This window comes from Streptomyces javensis, from assembly GCF_039525925.1.
Taxonomy (GTDB): Bacteria; Actinomycetota; Actinomycetes; order Streptomycetales; family Streptomycetaceae; genus Streptomyces; species Streptomyces asiaticus.
In genome coordinates this window covers 34429-48630 of the sequence record NZ_BAAAIF010000055.1, presented here as the reverse complement: position 1 = coordinate 48630, position 14202 = coordinate 34429, and the positions used below count along the sequence as shown (strand labels likewise).

At 72.6% G+C, this 14202-nt stretch carries 16 protein-coding genes and 1 pseudogene; 9 read left to right on the top strand and 8 right to left on the bottom strand.

Going from position 1 to position 14202, the window contains the following annotated elements; genetic code table 11:
- Positions 1 to 31 precede the first annotated feature (31 nt).
- Positions 32 to 691 carry a CGNR zinc finger domain-containing protein gene (locus tag ABD329_RS34805; RefSeq protein WP_309142838.1) on the top strand — a complete coding sequence of 220 codons (660 nt, stop codon included), beginning with the start codon at positions 32 to 34 and terminating at the stop codon, positions 689 to 691.
- A gap of 104 nt (positions 692 to 795) precedes the next feature.
- Here the strand turns inward: ABD329_RS34805 and ABD329_RS48365 are convergent.
- A pseudogene (locus ABD329_RS48365) lies at positions 796 to 963 on the bottom strand (S24 family peptidase); the annotation flags it as partial.
- Positions 964 to 1216: 253 nt separating this feature from the next.
- On the opposite strand from ABD329_RS48365, the gene sodN reads away from it, so the two are divergent.
- On the top strand, positions 1217 to 1612 hold the full coding sequence (gene sodN / locus ABD329_RS34795; protein WP_037965025.1) for a superoxide dismutase, Ni: 396 nt from the start codon (positions 1217 to 1219) through the stop codon (positions 1610 to 1612).
- Between the two features lie 147 nt (positions 1613 to 1759).
- Here the strand turns inward: sodN and ABD329_RS34790 are convergent, their stop codons facing one another.
- Complete coding sequence (locus ABD329_RS34790; protein WP_198279568.1) at positions 1760 to 2320, bottom strand: TetR/AcrR family transcriptional regulator; 561 nt, start codon at positions 2318 to 2320, stop codon at positions 1760 to 1762.
- A gap of 141 nt (positions 2321 to 2461) precedes the next feature.
- Between ABD329_RS34790 and ABD329_RS34785 the strand changes: the two genes are divergently transcribed.
- Together ABD329_RS34785 and ABD329_RS34780 are read left to right on the top strand one after the other, a co-directional pair.
- The gene (locus ABD329_RS34785) at positions 2462 to 3388 is read left to right on the top strand and encodes an NmrA family NAD(P)-binding protein (protein ID WP_198279567.1); all 927 of its coding nucleotides are present in this window, start codon (positions 2462 to 2464) and stop codon (positions 3386 to 3388) included.
- Positions 3389 to 3583: 195 nt separating this feature from the next.
- Positions 3584 to 6040 (top strand): SpoIIE family protein phosphatase, encoded by a 2457-nt coding sequence (locus ABD329_RS34780; RefSeq protein WP_198279566.1) that lies wholly within the window; start codon positions 3584 to 3586, stop codon positions 6038 to 6040.
- Between the two features lie 41 nt (positions 6041 to 6081).
- Here the strand turns inward: ABD329_RS34780 and ABD329_RS34775 are convergent, their stop codons facing one another.
- Positions 6082 to 6591, bottom strand: a complete 510-nt coding sequence (locus ABD329_RS34775) for a pyridoxamine 5'-phosphate oxidase family protein (protein WP_198279565.1) — start codon at positions 6589 to 6591, stop codon at positions 6082 to 6084.
- A gap of 148 nt (positions 6592 to 6739) precedes the next feature.
- Positions 6740 to 7864: a LysR family transcriptional regulator gene (locus ABD329_RS34770; protein WP_198279571.1), complete on the bottom strand. Its 1125-nt coding sequence runs from the start codon at positions 7862 to 7864 to the stop codon at positions 6740 to 6742.
- A gap of 304 nt (positions 7865 to 8168) precedes the next feature.
- On the opposite strand from ABD329_RS34770, the gene snpA reads away from it, so the two are divergent.
- Both snpA and ABD329_RS34760 read left to right on the top strand, forming a co-directional pair.
- A complete protein-coding gene (gene snpA, locus ABD329_RS34765; protein WP_198279564.1) occupies positions 8169 to 8834 on the top strand; it encodes a snapalysin in 666 nt (221 codons plus the stop codon).
- Between the two features lie 270 nt (positions 8835 to 9104).
- Positions 9105 to 9323, top strand: a complete 219-nt coding sequence (locus tag ABD329_RS34760) for a hypothetical protein (RefSeq protein ID WP_344317400.1) — start codon at positions 9105 to 9107, stop codon at positions 9321 to 9323.
- Positions 9324 to 9519: 196 nt separating this feature from the next.
- On the opposite strand, the gene ABD329_RS34755 is transcribed toward ABD329_RS34760, so the two are convergent.
- Both ABD329_RS34755 and ABD329_RS34750 read right to left on the bottom strand, forming a co-directional pair.
- A complete protein-coding gene (locus ABD329_RS34755) occupies positions 9520 to 9972 on the bottom strand; it encodes an STAS domain-containing protein (RefSeq protein WP_344317399.1) in 453 nt (150 codons plus the stop codon).
- Positions 9973 to 10200: 228 nt separating this feature from the next.
- Entirely contained in the window at positions 10201 to 10593 is a 393-nt protein-coding gene (locus ABD329_RS34750; RefSeq protein WP_198278498.1) for an STAS domain-containing protein, read from the bottom strand.
- A gap of 265 nt (positions 10594 to 10858) precedes the next feature.
- Between ABD329_RS34750 and ABD329_RS34745 the strand changes: the two genes are divergently transcribed.
- From ABD329_RS34745 to ABD329_RS34735, 3 genes are all read left to right on the top strand, one after another.
- Positions 10859 to 11527, top strand: coding sequence for an HAD family acid phosphatase (locus tag ABD329_RS34745; RefSeq protein WP_198278497.1), 669 nt, complete (start codon positions 10859 to 10861; stop codon positions 11525 to 11527).
- 279 nt (positions 11528 to 11806) lie between these two features.
- Positions 11807 to 12745: a beta-ketoacyl-ACP synthase III gene (locus ABD329_RS34740; RefSeq protein ID WP_198278496.1), complete on the top strand. Its 939-nt coding sequence runs from the start codon at positions 11807 to 11809 to the stop codon at positions 12743 to 12745.
- A gap of 77 nt (positions 12746 to 12822) precedes the next feature.
- Positions 12823 to 13218 carry a VOC family protein gene (locus tag ABD329_RS34735; protein WP_198278495.1) on the top strand — a complete coding sequence of 132 codons (396 nt, stop codon included), beginning with the start codon at positions 12823 to 12825 and terminating at the stop codon, positions 13216 to 13218.
- Here ABD329_RS34735 and ABD329_RS34730 read toward each other — a convergent pair.
- Both ABD329_RS34730 and ABD329_RS34725 read right to left on the bottom strand, forming a co-directional pair.
- A complete protein-coding gene (locus ABD329_RS34730) occupies positions 13207 to 13938 on the bottom strand; it encodes a helix-turn-helix domain-containing protein (protein WP_198278494.1) in 732 nt (243 codons plus the stop codon). The genes ABD329_RS34735 and ABD329_RS34730 overlap by 12 nt on opposite strands.
- The gene (locus ABD329_RS34725; RefSeq protein WP_198278493.1) at positions 13935 to 14159 is read right to left on the bottom strand and encodes a hypothetical protein; all 225 of its coding nucleotides are present in this window, start codon (positions 14157 to 14159) and stop codon (positions 13935 to 13937) included. The genes ABD329_RS34730 and ABD329_RS34725 overlap by 4 nt, the downstream gene beginning before the upstream one ends.
- Positions 14160 to 14202: the final 43 nt, after the last annotated feature.

The following is a 14202-nucleotide window of genomic DNA, read 5'->3' as shown; positions in this document are numbered from 1 at the left end:
GACCATAGACCGCCGTTCGTAAGGACCACAAGTGGAACTGGCTTATTACTCGGATCTCGCCGTGCGCCTGGTCAACAGCGAGGAGCCGAGCCGCGGCACCGACACCCTGACCTCGGTGGAGGCCGTACGGGCGCTCTTCGGGGAGAGTCAGCAGGCCCGGCGGACGACCGACGCGGATGTCACCCGGCTGAGGTCGGTCAGGGCCCGGCTGCGCGCGGTCTTCGAGGCGGCGGCGGGCGGCGACGAGGTGCTGGCGGTGGACCTGCTGAACGCGCTGCTCATCGAGTTCCCGGTGAGCCCGCAGATCTCCGGCCATGAGACCCGCGACGAGGACGGCCGCCCCAAGTGGCATATGCACATCGCGGACTACGCCGCCAACGCGGGCGCCGGATACGCCGCGACCGCCTCGATGGGGCTGGCCTTCCACCTCACCGAACTGGGCGCCGACCGGCTGGGCATCTGTGAGGCGTCACCCTGTCGCAACGCCTATCTCGACACATCGACAAATCGTTCCCGGCGCTACTGCTCCGACCGCTGCGCCACCCGCGCCAATGTGGCCGCCTACCGCGCCCGCAAACGCCTGGACGCCGAGCGGACGGCCGGCGCCGACCGCGACCGCCGCCAGAACCGCGAGCCCACGGGCCGCACGGCGGACACCGCCCAGGAGACCAGCCCGGCCATCGACCGCTGACCACCGCGCCCGGCGCCCCGCAGCGGCCGCAGCCGCACCCAGGCCCGGGCCACCACCAGCTCGTCCGGCACGACGCCGAACTCCCGGCTGTCGTTCTCCACGTACGGGTTGTCGCCCTTGACCCACCAGCCGCCCTCGCGCCGCTCCACCGCGCGCTTGACGATCAGCAGGTCCTGCCGGAACGGATGGCGCAGAACCACCACGTCCCCCGGCCGCACGGGCGCGCCGTAGCGCACCACCAACTGGTCGCCGGGGTACAGCGTCGGCTGCATCGACGGGTTGTACACCTCCGCGAGCCCGATCCGCAGCAGCCCGCGCTGGTCGCGGTCCGACTCCTGCCCGCGATCGCCCCGCTGCTCCCGCATCACGGCACCTCCGGTCCTCACCCTGCACCCATCACGATCCCAGGCATCCCAGCCTTGCACTGGACTTTTGACCTAAGCCCCCCGGGGCACCCGAGAAAAGGCTTCCCCCACGGAGTAATCTCGCACCTGAGAAGACGATCACGAATGGAAGGACAGCTCTATGCTCTCCCGCCTGTTCGCCCCCAAGGTTCAGGTCAGTGCCCACTGCGACCTGCCCTGCGGTGTGTACGACCCGGCCCAGGCCCGCATCGAAGCCGAGTCCGTCAAGGCCATCCAGGAGAAGTACCAGGCCAACGAGGACCCGCACTTCCGTGCCCGTGCCACCACCATCAAGGAGGAGCGCGCGGAGCTCGCCAAGCACCATGTCTCGGTGCTCTGGAGTGACTACTTCAAGCCCCCGCACTTCGAGAAGTACCCCGAGCTGCACCAGCTGGTCAACGACACCCTCAAGGCCCTGAGCGCGGCCAAGGGCTCGACCGACCCGGCCACGGGGCAGAAGGCCCTGGACTACATCGCCCAGATCGACAAGATCTTCTGGGAGACCAAGAAGGGCTGACCCGCTCTTCCTTCGCATCACCGGACCGCACCCGAGCCGCCCCGAGTGGCCCGGGTGCGGTCTTCTTTGCCGTGAACCTCTTTGCCGTGAACCTCGCCGGTTTGTCTTGAACGTCCTTGCCGGGCGCCGGGGTTGACGCCCCGCCCCTCACCCCCGCGGGCTGATGCCCGCCACGGTCAGGCGCAGGAGTCGGGTCGCCTCGGTGGCGGGGTCGGGGTGGTGCTGGGTGGCCAGGGCGATGCCGGCGATCAGGGTGACCAGGTCGACCGGGGTTACGCCGGGGGCCACCGCGCCGGCCTGGGCGGCTCGTCGCAGCAGGGGTTCGCCCGCCTCGGCGAGGGTGTTCACGCAGGGGTTCGCGTGCTCCGGGTCGAGTTCGCCGTCCCGTAGGAGCGCGGTGGCCAGGCCCTGGACGGTGGCGGAGTAGACGGTGAGCGCGCCCAGCCAGTCCAGCAGGGCGGCCCGTACGTCGTCCGCCTCCGCGAGTTCGCGGGCGCGGGTGGCCAGGGATTCGATGCGTTCGCGGAAGACCGCTTCCAGCAGGGCCCGGCGGGTGGGGAAGTGGCGGCGCACGGTGGCCGAGCCGACTCCGGCGGTGCGGGCGATCTGTTCCAGGGAGGCGTCGGCGCCGTGTGTGGCGACCTCCTCCTCGGCGACGGCGAGGATGCGCGCGTAGTTGCGCCGGGCGTCCGCGCGCTGGGCGGGCATGGCGTCACCTCCGGGATGCCAAGGGTTGCTAAGTGGCGGGGGCCTCCGTATCGTACCGAGTCGTAAGTGGCGGGGCCCGCCGTTTTAGCCCTTCCCAGTCGACTTGTCGATGAGTCGATTCACCTCTGCCCGAGGAGCAGCATGCCTTCGCAAACCCTGACCTCCGCCCCCGTCCTCGTCACCGGTGCCACCGGACAGCAGGGCGGCGCCACCGCCCGCGCCCTGCTCTCGGCGGGCGTTCCCGTGCGCGCCCTGGTCCGCGATCCGGCCGGTGAGCGGGCCAAGGCCATGGCGGCGCTCGGTGCCGAGCTGGTCGGCGGCGATCTGCTCGACCTCGCCTCGGTGCGGCGGGCCGCGGAGGGGGCGCGTGCCGTCTTCTCGATCCAGATGCCCGATATGAACGATCTCCAGGGCGACTCCGAGTGGATCCAGGGGCGCAACCTGATCGAGGCCGCGCGGGACGCGGGGGTGGCGCAGTTCGTGCACACCTCCGTCTCGGGCGCCGGGCAGCACCACACCGCGCCTGGCTGGGCGGAGGGCCGCTGGGCGGCGATGGAGCACTACTTCGCGACCAAGAGCGGGCTCCAGGACCGGATCCGGGAGGCGGGCTTCCGCCACTGGACGCTCCTCAAGCCCGCCTTCTTCATGGAGAACTTCCTGTCCCTGCTCCCGAACGGCCCCGAGGGCGGCCTGGCCACCATCCTCGAGCCCGGCACCGAGCTCGCCCTCATCGCCGTCGCCGACATCGGCACGGCGGCGGCCGCGGCCGTCGCGGAGCCCGCGCGGTTCCACGAGGTCGAGCTGGAACTGGCGGGCGACCACATGACCATGACCCGGGTCGCCGAGGTCCTCTCCGAGGTCACGGGCACCGAAGTGACCGCCCCGTCGATGACCGCCGACGAGGCGCTGGCCGCCGGGATGCCGCAGTGGGGCCTCGGGCACGGGTGGCTGAACGCGGTCGGCCAGCCCGCCCGCCCCGAGTTCGCGCGGGCCCTCGGCCTTCCGCTCACCGGCTTCGCCGAGTGGGCCGGGCGCCATCTGCGGCCCGCGCGGCCCGCGGTGGTCTGACCCGCGCGCGCCCCAGGGCGTCCGCTCCGGGCCCCGGGCTGTGGGCTCCGGGCCCCGGGCTCCGGGCGCCGGGCGCCGCGCTCCGGGCTCAGGGCTCCAAGCTCCGGGCCGTGGTTGAAGCCCGGACCGGAGTGGACGAGGCTGGAGGGGAGCCCTGGTGGACGGACCCGGTGCCGTCCCGGAGGGATGGCGAGGATGAAGCGCCGTGACAGCGGCTCCGCATGGGAGCGGGGCGGCTTCGACGAAACGGATACGGCACAGGCCACCGTCAGCGATGACGGGACGCTGACCAGCTGGAACGAGGGCGCCCGCCGACTGCTCGGGCATCCGTCCCCCGATGTCGTGGGGCGGCCCGCCGCCGAGCTGCTGGCCGACCCGGGTCGCGCGACGGGCGCCGAGGCCCGCCGTGCCCGCGCCCGGCTGACCCGGTGGCACGGGACCGTGGCGCTGCGCCACCGGGACGGCCGCGAGCTGCCCGTACCGCTGCTGGCGCACCGCAGACGGCCGGAGGGCGACTGGCTGCTGGTGACCGCGGCACCCCGGGCGGAGTGGCCCCCCGAGTCATGGAACGACGCGCTGATGCAATGGGCCTACACCCAGTCGCCCTGCCCGATGGCGATCTACGACGCCGATATGCGGCTGCGCAAGGTGAACGCCGAGATGGCCCGCGTCACCGGCCTCCCCGAGACGGAGATCCGCGGTCTGCGGCTGTCGGAGATCAAGGGCAAGCTCCAGAGCGAACAGCTCGAAGCGGCCATGCGCCACGTGCTGACCACCGGCGAGCCGCGCGAGGTGGAGACGCAGCTGCGCACCGGAAGCGGCGAGATGAAGGAGCAGGCCTGGTCGGCCCGGTTCGCCCCGCTCCAGGCGAGGGACGGCCGGGTGTACGCGGTCTGCATGGCGGCGCACGACATCACCGATCAGTACCTGGCCCGCCAGCGGCTGCTGCTGCTGAGCGCGGCCAGCGAACGGATCGGCTCCACCCTCGACATCGACCACACCGCGCAGGAGCTCGCCGACGTCTGCGTACCGCGGCTGGCCGACTACGCCAGCATCGATCTGCTGGACCGGCTGACCCAGGAGGAGGAGCTGCCGTCCGGGCCGCTCGCCGACCCGGTCGTGCTGCGCCGCGCCGCCCGGCAGTCCATCTACGAGGGATGCCCCGAGTCCGTGGTGCCGCTGGGGAAGGTGGACACTTACCCGAAGGTCTCGCCGATGGCCGAATGCCTGGTGGCGGGGCATCCCATCATCCACGCGTCCGCCGACCCCTCGATCGCCGAGTGGGGCGCGCTGAAGCCCGAGCGCGGCCAGGCGATCCGGCGGTTCGGCGTCCACTCGATCATGTCGGTGCCGATCCGGGCGCGGGGTACGACGCTCGGGGTGGCGGTGTTCGCCCGCCACCGCACCCCGGAGGCGTTCGCCCAGGACGACGTGGTGCTGGCCGAGGAGATCACCACCCGGGCCGCCGTCTGTGTCGACAACGCCCGCCGCTTCACCCGGGAGCGCGACACCGCCCTGGCCCTCCAGCGCAGCCTGCTGCCGCAGACCCTGCCCCAGCCGCCGGCCGTAGAGGTCGCCTCCCGCTATCTGCCCGCGGGCCCGTACGCGGGCGCGGGCGGGGACTGGTTCGACGTCATCCCGCTCTCCGGGGCGCGGGTCGCGCTGGTGGTGGGCGATGTGGTCGGCCACGGCATCCAGGCGTCGGCCACCATGGGCCGGCTGCGGACGGCGGTCCGCACCCTCGCCGACGTCGATCTGCCGCCGGACGAGCTGCTCACCCACCTCGACGACCTGGTGATCCACCTGGCCGCGGAGACCGGGGCCGAGGAGGCCACCGGGGATGTGGGGGCCACCTGTCTGTACGCGGTCTACGACCCGGTCTCGCACCGCTGTTCGCTGGCCGCGGCCGGGCACCCCGCCCCGGCGCTGGCCAGGCCCGACGGCTCGGTCGAGTTCCTGCCGGTGCCGCCCGGGCCGCCGCTGGGGGTCGGCGGGCTGCCCTTCGAGGCGATGGAGACCGAGCTGCCCGAGGACGCCGTGCTCGCCCTCTACACCAACGGGCTGATGGGCGGATGGGACCGCGATGTGGACGAGGGGCGGCTGCTGCTGGCCGACGCGCTGGCCCACCCCTGCGGCTCCCTGAACGGCACCTGCGACGCCGTGCTGCGGGCGCTCCTCCCCGGCGAGGGCGTACTGGACGATGTCGCGCTGCTGCTCGCCCGCACCCGCGCCCTGGACGCGGCGCACGTGGCCACCTGGGACGTGCCCGCCGACCCGGCGTGGGTGGCGCGGTCCCGCCGGAACGTGACGCAGCGGCTGACCGAATGGGGGCTCGACGAGGCCGTCTTCACCACCGAGCTGGTCGTCAGCGAGCTGGTCACCAACGCCATCCGGCACGCCGTCCCGCCCATCCAGCTGCGGCTGATCCATGACCACTCGCTGATCTGCGAGGTCACCGACTCCTCCAGCACCGCCCCGCATATGCGCCGCGCCCGCACCTTCGACGAGGGCGGCCGCGGGCTGCTGCTGGTCGCGCGGCTCAGCCAGCGCTGGGGAAGCCGCCAGACCGCCGAGGGCAAGACGATCTGGTCGGAGCAGACACTGCCGGTGGGACTGCCCGGCGAGCTGCTCGACCTGGACCAACTGGACTGAGCTACCCGGGGGCTACGAACGGCCCGGGGCGTGCGCGAGCGTCAAAAACGCCAGCGCGTCTGGCCGTACTCGCCCTTGCGGAAGCCGAACGCGGTGGCCGGGGCGACCCGGAAGACCAGGGCCTCATGGCCCTCGTGGTGGAAGGCGCCGTCGCACACCTGGAAGGTCCACTCCTCGCCGTACTTCTCCACGTACGCCGCGGCGATCCGCCGCAGCGTGGCGTCGTCCCGCACCGGCTCGGCCATACCCTCGACCACCAGGTCAAGCCCCTCGCCCAGCACCCCCGCGCCCGTGGTGAGGGCGCAGCGCGGATCGTGCGCGAGGTTGCGGGCCTTCTGCTCGGCGGGGCCGGTGCAGAAGCAGAGCGCGCCGTCGAACCAGACGGCGATGAGCGGGGTGACATGGGGGCGGCCGTCCCGGCGGACCGTGGACAGCCAGTAGAGCTCCGCGGCCGCCAGCCCCGCGCGCCCCTCCGGCCAGGCGGTGGCGGTGGCGTCCGGGCCGCTGAAACGGGTGTCCAGCGCGGTCTGCGGTTCGTGCTCGGTGATCATCTGCTCGCTCCTCGCATGGCGTGGCGGTCCGGTGCGGTGCCGTGTGCTTGGACCGCCCGGCGGAGCGAAAGTCATCGCTCGCCGCCCTTCGGAGCCCCGCCGCCCTTCGGAGCCTCGCCGCCCTTCGGAGCCCCGCCGCCCTTCGGAGCTACGAGACCTCGGCGGGCCCGGCGAGCCCCAGGATGTCGAGCTCGTCGCGGGTCGCGGGCTCCTGGAAGCGCAGCAGCGGGCTCTCGTTGCGGACCAGCCACTGGCGGTACGCGACGCTCGCCCAGGCGATCTCGAAGTACGCGTCCGCCAGGTCGCCGAAGAGGGCGTCCACGTCGAGGGGCGCACCGGACGCCGTGGCGTCGGGGTCGATGGGCACGCCGGACACCGGGTCCGGGGCGGGTTCGGTGGCACCGGTACGGACCACCGCGTCCGGGGCGGATCCGTCGGCGCCGCCACGGACCGCCGGGACCGCCCGCGAGGCCAGGAACAGCCGGACCGTCAGCGGATCCCCGTGCAGCGGGCGGACCGCCACGCCCTGGCGGGACCGTGCGGTGGGCTGGCAGGGGGTGACCACCTCGCCCGAGGCGACCAGGTCGGCGGCGGTCAGATAGTCCCCGTAGACCACCCTCGGATTGAGCCCCGCGGCGGCCAGCACCCGGCGCAGCCCGGGCCCCTCGCCGTCCACGCTGGGGTCCACCATCCACTGGTCGGCGGCGAGGTCGGCGAGCGGCACCACGGGCCGCGCGGCGGCCGGATGGGTTTCGGCCAGCGCCACGAACTGCGGCTCCCGCTCCACGAGCACCCTGCGCTCCACGCCCTCGGGCACCCGCAGCGGCGCGCCCTCGACCTCGTGGACGAAGGCCACGTCCAGCTGGTTGGCGGCGACCATTTGCAGCAGCGCGTTGGCGGAGACGTCGATGTGGATGGTGGTGTCCGCGTCCGGGTAGCGGGCGCGGAGCCTGCGCAGCCAGCCGACCACGGCCCGGCTGCCCGTGCTGCCGATGCGCAACCGGGCGTCGGCGGTCTGCCCCGCCTCCAGCCGGACCTCGTCGACGAGGGCGTTCATCTCGGCCACTATCGGCCGGGCGCGGCACAGCACGGACCGCCCCAGCGGGGTCGGCCGACTGCCGGTCACCTCCCGCGAGAACAGCCGGCCACCGATGGTGTTCTCGATCCGCCGGAGCTGGGTCGTCAAGGACGGCTGGGTCATGCCCAGTTGACGCGCCGCCTTCCGTAGGCTGCCGGTGTCGGCTATGGCGCACAATGCACGGAGGTGCCTCACCTCGAGCTCCACGGCGGGAGCATAACTGCGCACTTGTCCGTCACACCAGACTCTGAAATCCCGCCAACCCGTATCGGAAACGATCAATCGGTGGTCAAACAGGGGTCAACGGGGTGTCAAACGCCGGTCATCGGCCGGGCCCTGAGTGACCGGCGGGGGATATGCCCTCGTCCTATCACCAGTTGATATCTCCGCGTACGGCCGGTTCTCCTCAAGACTCTGCGTCAGCCAAGAGTTCATCCCACGGCCCCGGCCGCCACCCCACACGGCGACCGGGGCCCGAGGACGATGAGGAGCCCCCCACATGTCACTCCCCAAGCTGGCGCTTTCCGCGACCCTCGGCCTCGGCCTGGCGGTCTCCCTGGCCGCCATGCCCGCCTCCGCGGCCACGCCCGACCACTCCAAGGCCCAGCGCGGCGCCGCGGCCGCCGCCTACACGGCGAGCGGCGAGGAGCGGGCCGACACCGACGCCTTCATCAAGGCCGTCATGAAGTCGGCGCTGGAGAAGCGGGCGAAGGCGCGCAGCGCGACGGCGGCCGTCACCGTGACCTACAACGCGAGCCAGGCCCCGACCTTCAAGTCGGTGATATCCCGCTCCGCCCAGATCTGGAACTCCGCGGTGAGCAACGTGAAGCTCCAGGAGGGCAGCAACGCGGACTTCACCTACCGCGAGGGCAATGACCCCCGTGGCTCGTACGCGAGCACCGACGGGCACGGCAGCGGCTATGTCTTCCTGGACTACGCCCAGAACCAGGAGTACGACTCGACCCGGGTCACCGCGCACGAGACCGGCCACGTGCTGGGTCTGCCGGACCACTACGAGGGTCCGTGCAGCGAGCTGATGTCCGGTGGCGGCCCCGGCCCGTCCTGCACCAACTCGCAGCCGAACCAGGCCGAGATCAGCCGCGTCAACCAGCTCTGGGCCAATGGCCTGGCCAAGCTCGAGAAGCAGCTGGCCAAGAGCCACTGAGCCCGCCGAACCCACTGATCCGCTGGATCAGGGCCTGACCGCCCGCACCCGGTTCCCGACGCCGGGTGCGGGCGTTCGGCGTGCGCGGACGCGGTGTACGCGGTGTCGGCGCCCGCGGACCCGGGGCCGCCGCATGCGGACCCCGGGGCCGCCGCACACGGGGAGCGACGCCGCCTCCGGCCGGAGGTACCGTATAGACACCAGGAGCATTTCGCACAAACCGGCCGGATTCCCTCCAGCTGTGGGCCCCGGTCCCAGGGAGTGAGCACCATGGAGACCCTGATCACCGTGGTCGTCATCCTCGCGCTGATCGCCGTGGGCGCCCTGCTGATCCACCGGACCAATGTCCAGAACGGCAACCGCATGTCCCCCGAGAGCCACGAGACCCTCCCGGGCGGCGGGCGGTCCCGCCACCGCGCCTGGGGCCGCGGGCGGCAGCACCGGGGCCATCGGGCGACCCCTCCCCCGCCCCAGGACCGCCGCCCCTGAGCCCGGCCGCCATCTCGCCGCACGGCAGGGGCTCCGCCCCTGGGCCCCGGGATCTGGGGCGGAGCCCCGCATCCAGGCCTCTCCGGCGCTCGAGGAGCGGGGCCTGGGGCGGAGCCCCAGTTGCGGGAAGGGGTGGGTAGGGGAACAAACAGCCCGCCGCAGGAGCCAAGCCCCGCCGGGCACCAGCCCCCACCCCCTAGCCCTCCCCCTCCCCCAGCGCCTCATCCAGCGTGGCCACCGGCTCGAGCACATCCAGCATCCGCCCCGCCCGCAGCGTGCGGAGGACCAAGGCGTCGTCGCAGACCAGCCGCATCCGCCCGCCCCGCTCCCGGACACGCCGATGGGCCCGGCACAGCAGTCCCAGGCCCGAGCAGTCGAAGAAGGCGGTCGGGCGTAAGTCCACGATCACCGCGGGCCGGTCCCCGGCCGTGGCCGCGTCCAGCACCGGCCCCACGCTGCCCACCCCGGCGATGTCGATCTCACCGTGCAACTCCACGACGGTGTACCCGCCGACCCGGTGCGTACGGGCCCGAGCGACGACGTCATCGGCCGGATCCCCGCCCGCGGGCTCCCGCGCGGCGTTCTGGGCACCGCGATCCAGCGGCACCGGCGCATCCGGCGCATCACGGGGAGCGCCTTGCTGCGTCATCGCGATATCCCCTCGGAACGGCACACTGCCCCCTCTCACCTTCGTCAGGTCCCGGAAGCGGGCAGGGTCGGGCATCGGGTGCGAAATCCGCCGGGTCCCCAGGCGACGTCTCGCGAGCGTAAGGGGGTGACCCCCGGTTACAGAGGGAGGGACGCAGCATTCCGCCGGTAAAGACCGCTCGTCCGAGTGAATTTCGGTTCTTACTATTGACACTTGGTCAGATGCAACCTACGAGAAGGCGTCACCGCCTCCTCCGGCCACCGGACCCGCCGCGCCCGCGATCGCCGGAGTCAAATCTTCCAGTACTTCGAAGGCGTCGTCCAGCCGGACCGTGCGCAGCAGCCGCAGAAAGCGCGGATCGGCGATGACGAGCCGCAGTCGCCCGTCCCGCTCCAGCGCGCGATTGCGCAACCGGCACAGTAACGACAGTCCGGCACAGTCCAGGAAGGTGACCGGCCGTAGGTCCAGGATCAGATCCGGGCACCGCACCTGAACGAGGGAATCGAGCCGAGCCACGATCCGCCCCGCGGCGAAGATGTCCAGCTCTCCCGCGATCTCGGCGACGGTCACGCCACCGAGCGCGTGGACTCGGACGCCGAAGGCGGGCCGATCATCGAACATGCAAGCCTCCTTGACCTGGTGGAGGCGCGCGACACCGGAGCCCGCAGCCACGCCGGTCATCGCCGGGGTCCAGGCCGGCCCTTCAGTAGATGACATACCCATCTACCGGCTGACCAGTCAACGAACGGCCGGGCACGTGTCGTTGGCCTATTGAGGTTCCTCGGCCGCGAACCGTTACTCGCCGGTAAAGCAGAGGTCTTCTCATGTCCACCGGCAGCCGTGAGCATGCCATCCGGCAAGCGCCTCGATGCGAAGGAAGTGACCGATGACAGCAGGACGCGTGCGATCACGGCGGACCGGCATGACGACGGCGGTCCTCGCCCTCGCCATCGGCGTCGGCGGAACGGCCACCACGGCGACCGCCGCCACGCCCGGCACCAGCGGCCCCACCGCCACCACGGCGGCCTCGGCGGCGCCGTCGAGCGCCACCGCCGCCGACGAGGTCGACTACGAGACCTGGCAGCGTGATGTTCGCGCCATCATCGACGAGCAGGCCCGCCCGTACGTCGAGGAGCGCACCGCCGACCCCTCGGGCGAGAAGCGGGCCATCGTCCTGGACATCGACAACACCTCGCTGGAGACGGACTTCGGCTTCAGCTACCCCCAGTCCGCCGTCGAGCCGGTGCTGAAGCTCGCCCAGTACGCCCACGACCGCGGTGTGGCCGTCTTCTTCGTCACCGCGCGCCCCGGCATCATCTACCTGCCGACCGAGTACAACCTGGAGAAGGTCGGCTATTCGGTGGCCGGTCTGTACGTACGCCATCTGCCGGACCTGTTCCGGGACGTGGCGGAGTACAAGACCGCCAAGCGTGCGGAGATCGAGAAGAACGGCTACACGATCATCGCGAACATCGGCAACAGCCCCTCCGACATCTCCGGCGGCCACGCCGAGAAGTCCTTCAAGCTCCCGGACTACGACGGCCAGCTGTCCTGAGCCACGGTGGCCCACGGCCGGCCGCGGCCGGCCACCTCTGGCCGCGGCTGGCCACGACCGGCCACGACCGGCCACGGCCAGAGGTCATCCCCTCCGCCACGACCCTCGGCGCCCGCCGGGGAAAGGCCGGGAACTCCAGATCTTGGCGCCCAAGATTGGTGAGTAACCCGAGCGCACGGCACGTCTGCTCCGCTCAAGACTGGACACACCGCAGACTGTCCGTCGAGATCTCCGCAAAATTGCGCGGATACGTCGACACTGGCGCGAAGGGGATGACCGATGACCGGCTCGCACGTACTGGCGCTCGGCCACTACCAGCCCGCGAAGGTGCTCGGCAACGACGACCTCGCGGCCATGGTCGACACCAGCGACGAGTGGATCCGCAGCCGGGTGGGCATCCGCACCCGCCATCTCGCCCGCGCCGACGAGACGGTCGACGAGATGGCCGCGGCGGCCGCCGCCAAGGCGCTGGCCAACAGCGGGCTCGCCCCCTCCGACATCGACCTCGTGCTCGTCGCCACCTGCACGGCGATCGACCGCAGCCCCAATATGGCGGCCCGGGTCGCCGCCCGGCTCGGGCTGGCCCACCCCGCCACCATGGACCTCAATGTGGTGTGCGCGGGCTTCACCCACGCCCTCGCCACCGCCGACCACACGATCCGGGCCGGTGCGGCTTCCGCGGCCCTGGTGATCGGCGCGGAGAAGTTCAGCGCGGCCACCGACTGGACCGACCGCTCCACCTGCGTGCTGACCGGCGACGGCGCGGGCGCGGCCGTGGTGGTGGCCGCCGAGCGACCGGGCGTCGGCCCGGTGGTGTGGGGCTCGGTCCCGGAGATGGGCGGCGCGGTCCGCATCGAGGGCACGCCGCCCCGGTTCGCGCAGGAGGGCCAGACGGTCTACCGCTGGGCCACCACCCATCTGCCGCCGATCGCGCGGGAGGTGTGCGAACGGGCCGGGCTCTCCCCGGAGGACCTGGCCGGTGTCGTACTGCACCAGGCCAATCTGCGGATCGTCGAGCCGGTCGCGCGCAAACTCGGCGCCGTCAACGCGGTGATCGCCCGCGATGTGGTGGAGTCCGGCAACACCTCGGCGGCCAGCATTCCGCTCGCCCTCTCCAAGCTGGTCGAGCGCGGCGAGGTGCCCTCCGGGTCCCCGGTGCTGCTCTTCGGCTTCGGCGGCAACCTGTCGTACGCGGGCCAGGTCATCCACTGCCCGTGAACCGCCCCGGGCCGCCCTCGGCGGGGACGTCCGATTCGTTCAAGACCGGCCGCCCGGGCGCTCCCTACGCTGCCCGTATGACAGCACGATTCGACGCCATCGGCCTGGTCGTCGCCGACATGGCCGCCTCCCTCGCCTTCTACCGCCGCCTCGGCCTCGACATCCCCGCCGACGCCGACACCCAGCCCCACGTCGAGGCCGCCCTGCCCGGCGGCGCGCGGCTGATGTGGGACACCGTCGCGACGGTGCGCTCCTTCGACCCGGAGTGGACGCCGCCGAGCGGCTCCCACCAGGTGGGGCTCGCCTTCGCCTGCGACAGCCCGGCCGACGTGGACAAGACCTACCAGGACCTCGTGGGGGCGGGGGTGCGCGGCAAGCTGGAGCCGTGGGACGCCCCCTGGGGCCAGCGCTACGCCACTGTCCTCGACCCCGACGACAACGGCATCGACCTGTTCGCCCCGCTACCCTCCTGACCCCCGCAGCAGAGGTCCGAGGGGCACTCCCGCCAGCGCGTGGACGTCGCGGGCGAGGTGCGCCTGGTCGGCGTAGCCCGCCGTGGCCGCGACCTCCGCGAAGGGAAGGCCGGTGCGCGCCAGGTCCAGGGCCCGGTTCAGCCGGAGCACCCGGCCCAGCGTCTTGGGGCCGTAGCCGAACGCGGCGAGGGAGCGGCGGTGCAGCTGCCGCTCCCCCAGGCCCACGGCGGCGGCGATCCCGGCCACTCCCGTCCCGCGCGAGACCCCCGCGACGATCGCGGCGAGCACCGGATCGGGTGGTTCCGCCGTCCGCAGCCGTCCGAAGGCCACCTCCTCCAGCAGGCGGCCCGCGGCCGTCTGCCCGGCGGCGATCCGCTCGGCCAGCCGCCGGACCTCCGGGCCCGGCCAGAGCGCGGCCAAGGGCACCCGCAGATCGCGGAGTTCATGCGCCGGTACGCCCAGCACGGCGGGGCCGGTACCGGGCGCGAACCGCAGCCCCACGGCCCGGGTGCCCGGCGCGCCGGGTGCCAGGTGCGCGCGGGTGTCCGGCCCGGCGACCAGCAACTCGCCGTCCGGCCCCGGCCCCGCCTCGCTCCAGATCAGATCGGTGCAGCCGTCGGGGAGCACCCGCTGCGGCCCGGTGCCGGCCGTACGGGTCCACACCACGGCGCCGTGGCCGATCAGCGCATTCCGCTCCCGGTACTCGCTCGATGCGCTCAAGGGACCTCGCGCAGATACATCGCGCCGCAGGAGTGGCAGAAGGGTCCCGCGTCACCCGTGGCCCACAGGTCGGCGGCCTGGGTATCGGCGTCCGGGTCCAGCTCCCGCCCGCACATCGCGGTCGTTCCGTTCCCGCGGACCATGTGCCAGATCTTGACCGGGGCGCCCGCGACCCGACCGGAGCTGCCCTCCTCGTATTCGGCGCGCATCTCGTGCTGCATGGCGGTACACCTCCTGCTCACCACCACTCCCCTCCATGCTCCC

Bases quoted from the DNA above. Each gene is read 5' to 3' on its own strand.
- ABD329_RS34735 (WP_198278495.1), top strand. From the start codon at position 12,823: ATGACAGCACGATTCGACGCCATCGGCCTGGTCGTCGCCGACATGGCC.
- snpA (WP_198279564.1), top strand. From the start codon at position 8,169: ATGTCACTCCCCAAGCTGGCGCTTTCCGCGACCCTCGGCCTCGGCCTG.
- ABD329_RS34790 (WP_198279568.1), bottom strand. From the start codon at position 2,320: ATGCCCGCCCAGCGCGCGGACGCCCGGCGCAACTACGCGCGCATCCTC.
- ABD329_RS34750 (WP_198278498.1), bottom strand. From the start codon at position 10,593: ATGTTCGATGATCGGCCCGCCTTCGGCGTCCGAGTCCACGCGCTCGGT.
- ABD329_RS34740 (WP_198278496.1), top strand. From the start codon at position 11,807: ATGACCGGCTCGCACGTACTGGCGCTCGGCCACTACCAGCCCGCGAAG.
- ABD329_RS34725 (WP_198278493.1), bottom strand. From the start codon at position 14,159: ATGCAGCACGAGATGCGCGCCGAATACGAGGAGGGCAGCTCCGGTCGG.
- ABD329_RS34785 (WP_198279567.1), top strand. From the start codon at position 2,462: ATGCCTTCGCAAACCCTGACCTCCGCCCCCGTCCTCGTCACCGGTGCC.
- ABD329_RS34760 (WP_344317400.1), top strand. From the start codon at position 9,105: ATGGAGACCCTGATCACCGTGGTCGTCATCCTCGCGCTGATCGCCGTG.
- sodN (WP_037965025.1), top strand. From the start codon at position 1,217: ATGCTCTCCCGCCTGTTCGCCCCCAAGGTTCAGGTCAGTGCCCACTGC.
- ABD329_RS34745 (WP_198278497.1), top strand. From the start codon at position 10,859: ATGACAGCAGGACGCGTGCGATCACGGCGGACCGGCATGACGACGGCG.
- ABD329_RS34780 (WP_198279566.1), top strand. From the start codon at position 3,584: ATGAAGCGCCGTGACAGCGGCTCCGCATGGGAGCGGGGCGGCTTCGAC.
- ABD329_RS34775 (WP_198279565.1), bottom strand. From the start codon at position 6,591: ATGATCACCGAGCACGAACCGCAGACCGCGCTGGACACCCGTTTCAGC.
- ABD329_RS34755 (WP_344317399.1), bottom strand. From the start codon at position 9,972: ATGACGCAGCAAGGCGCTCCCCGTGATGCGCCGGATGCGCCGGTGCCG.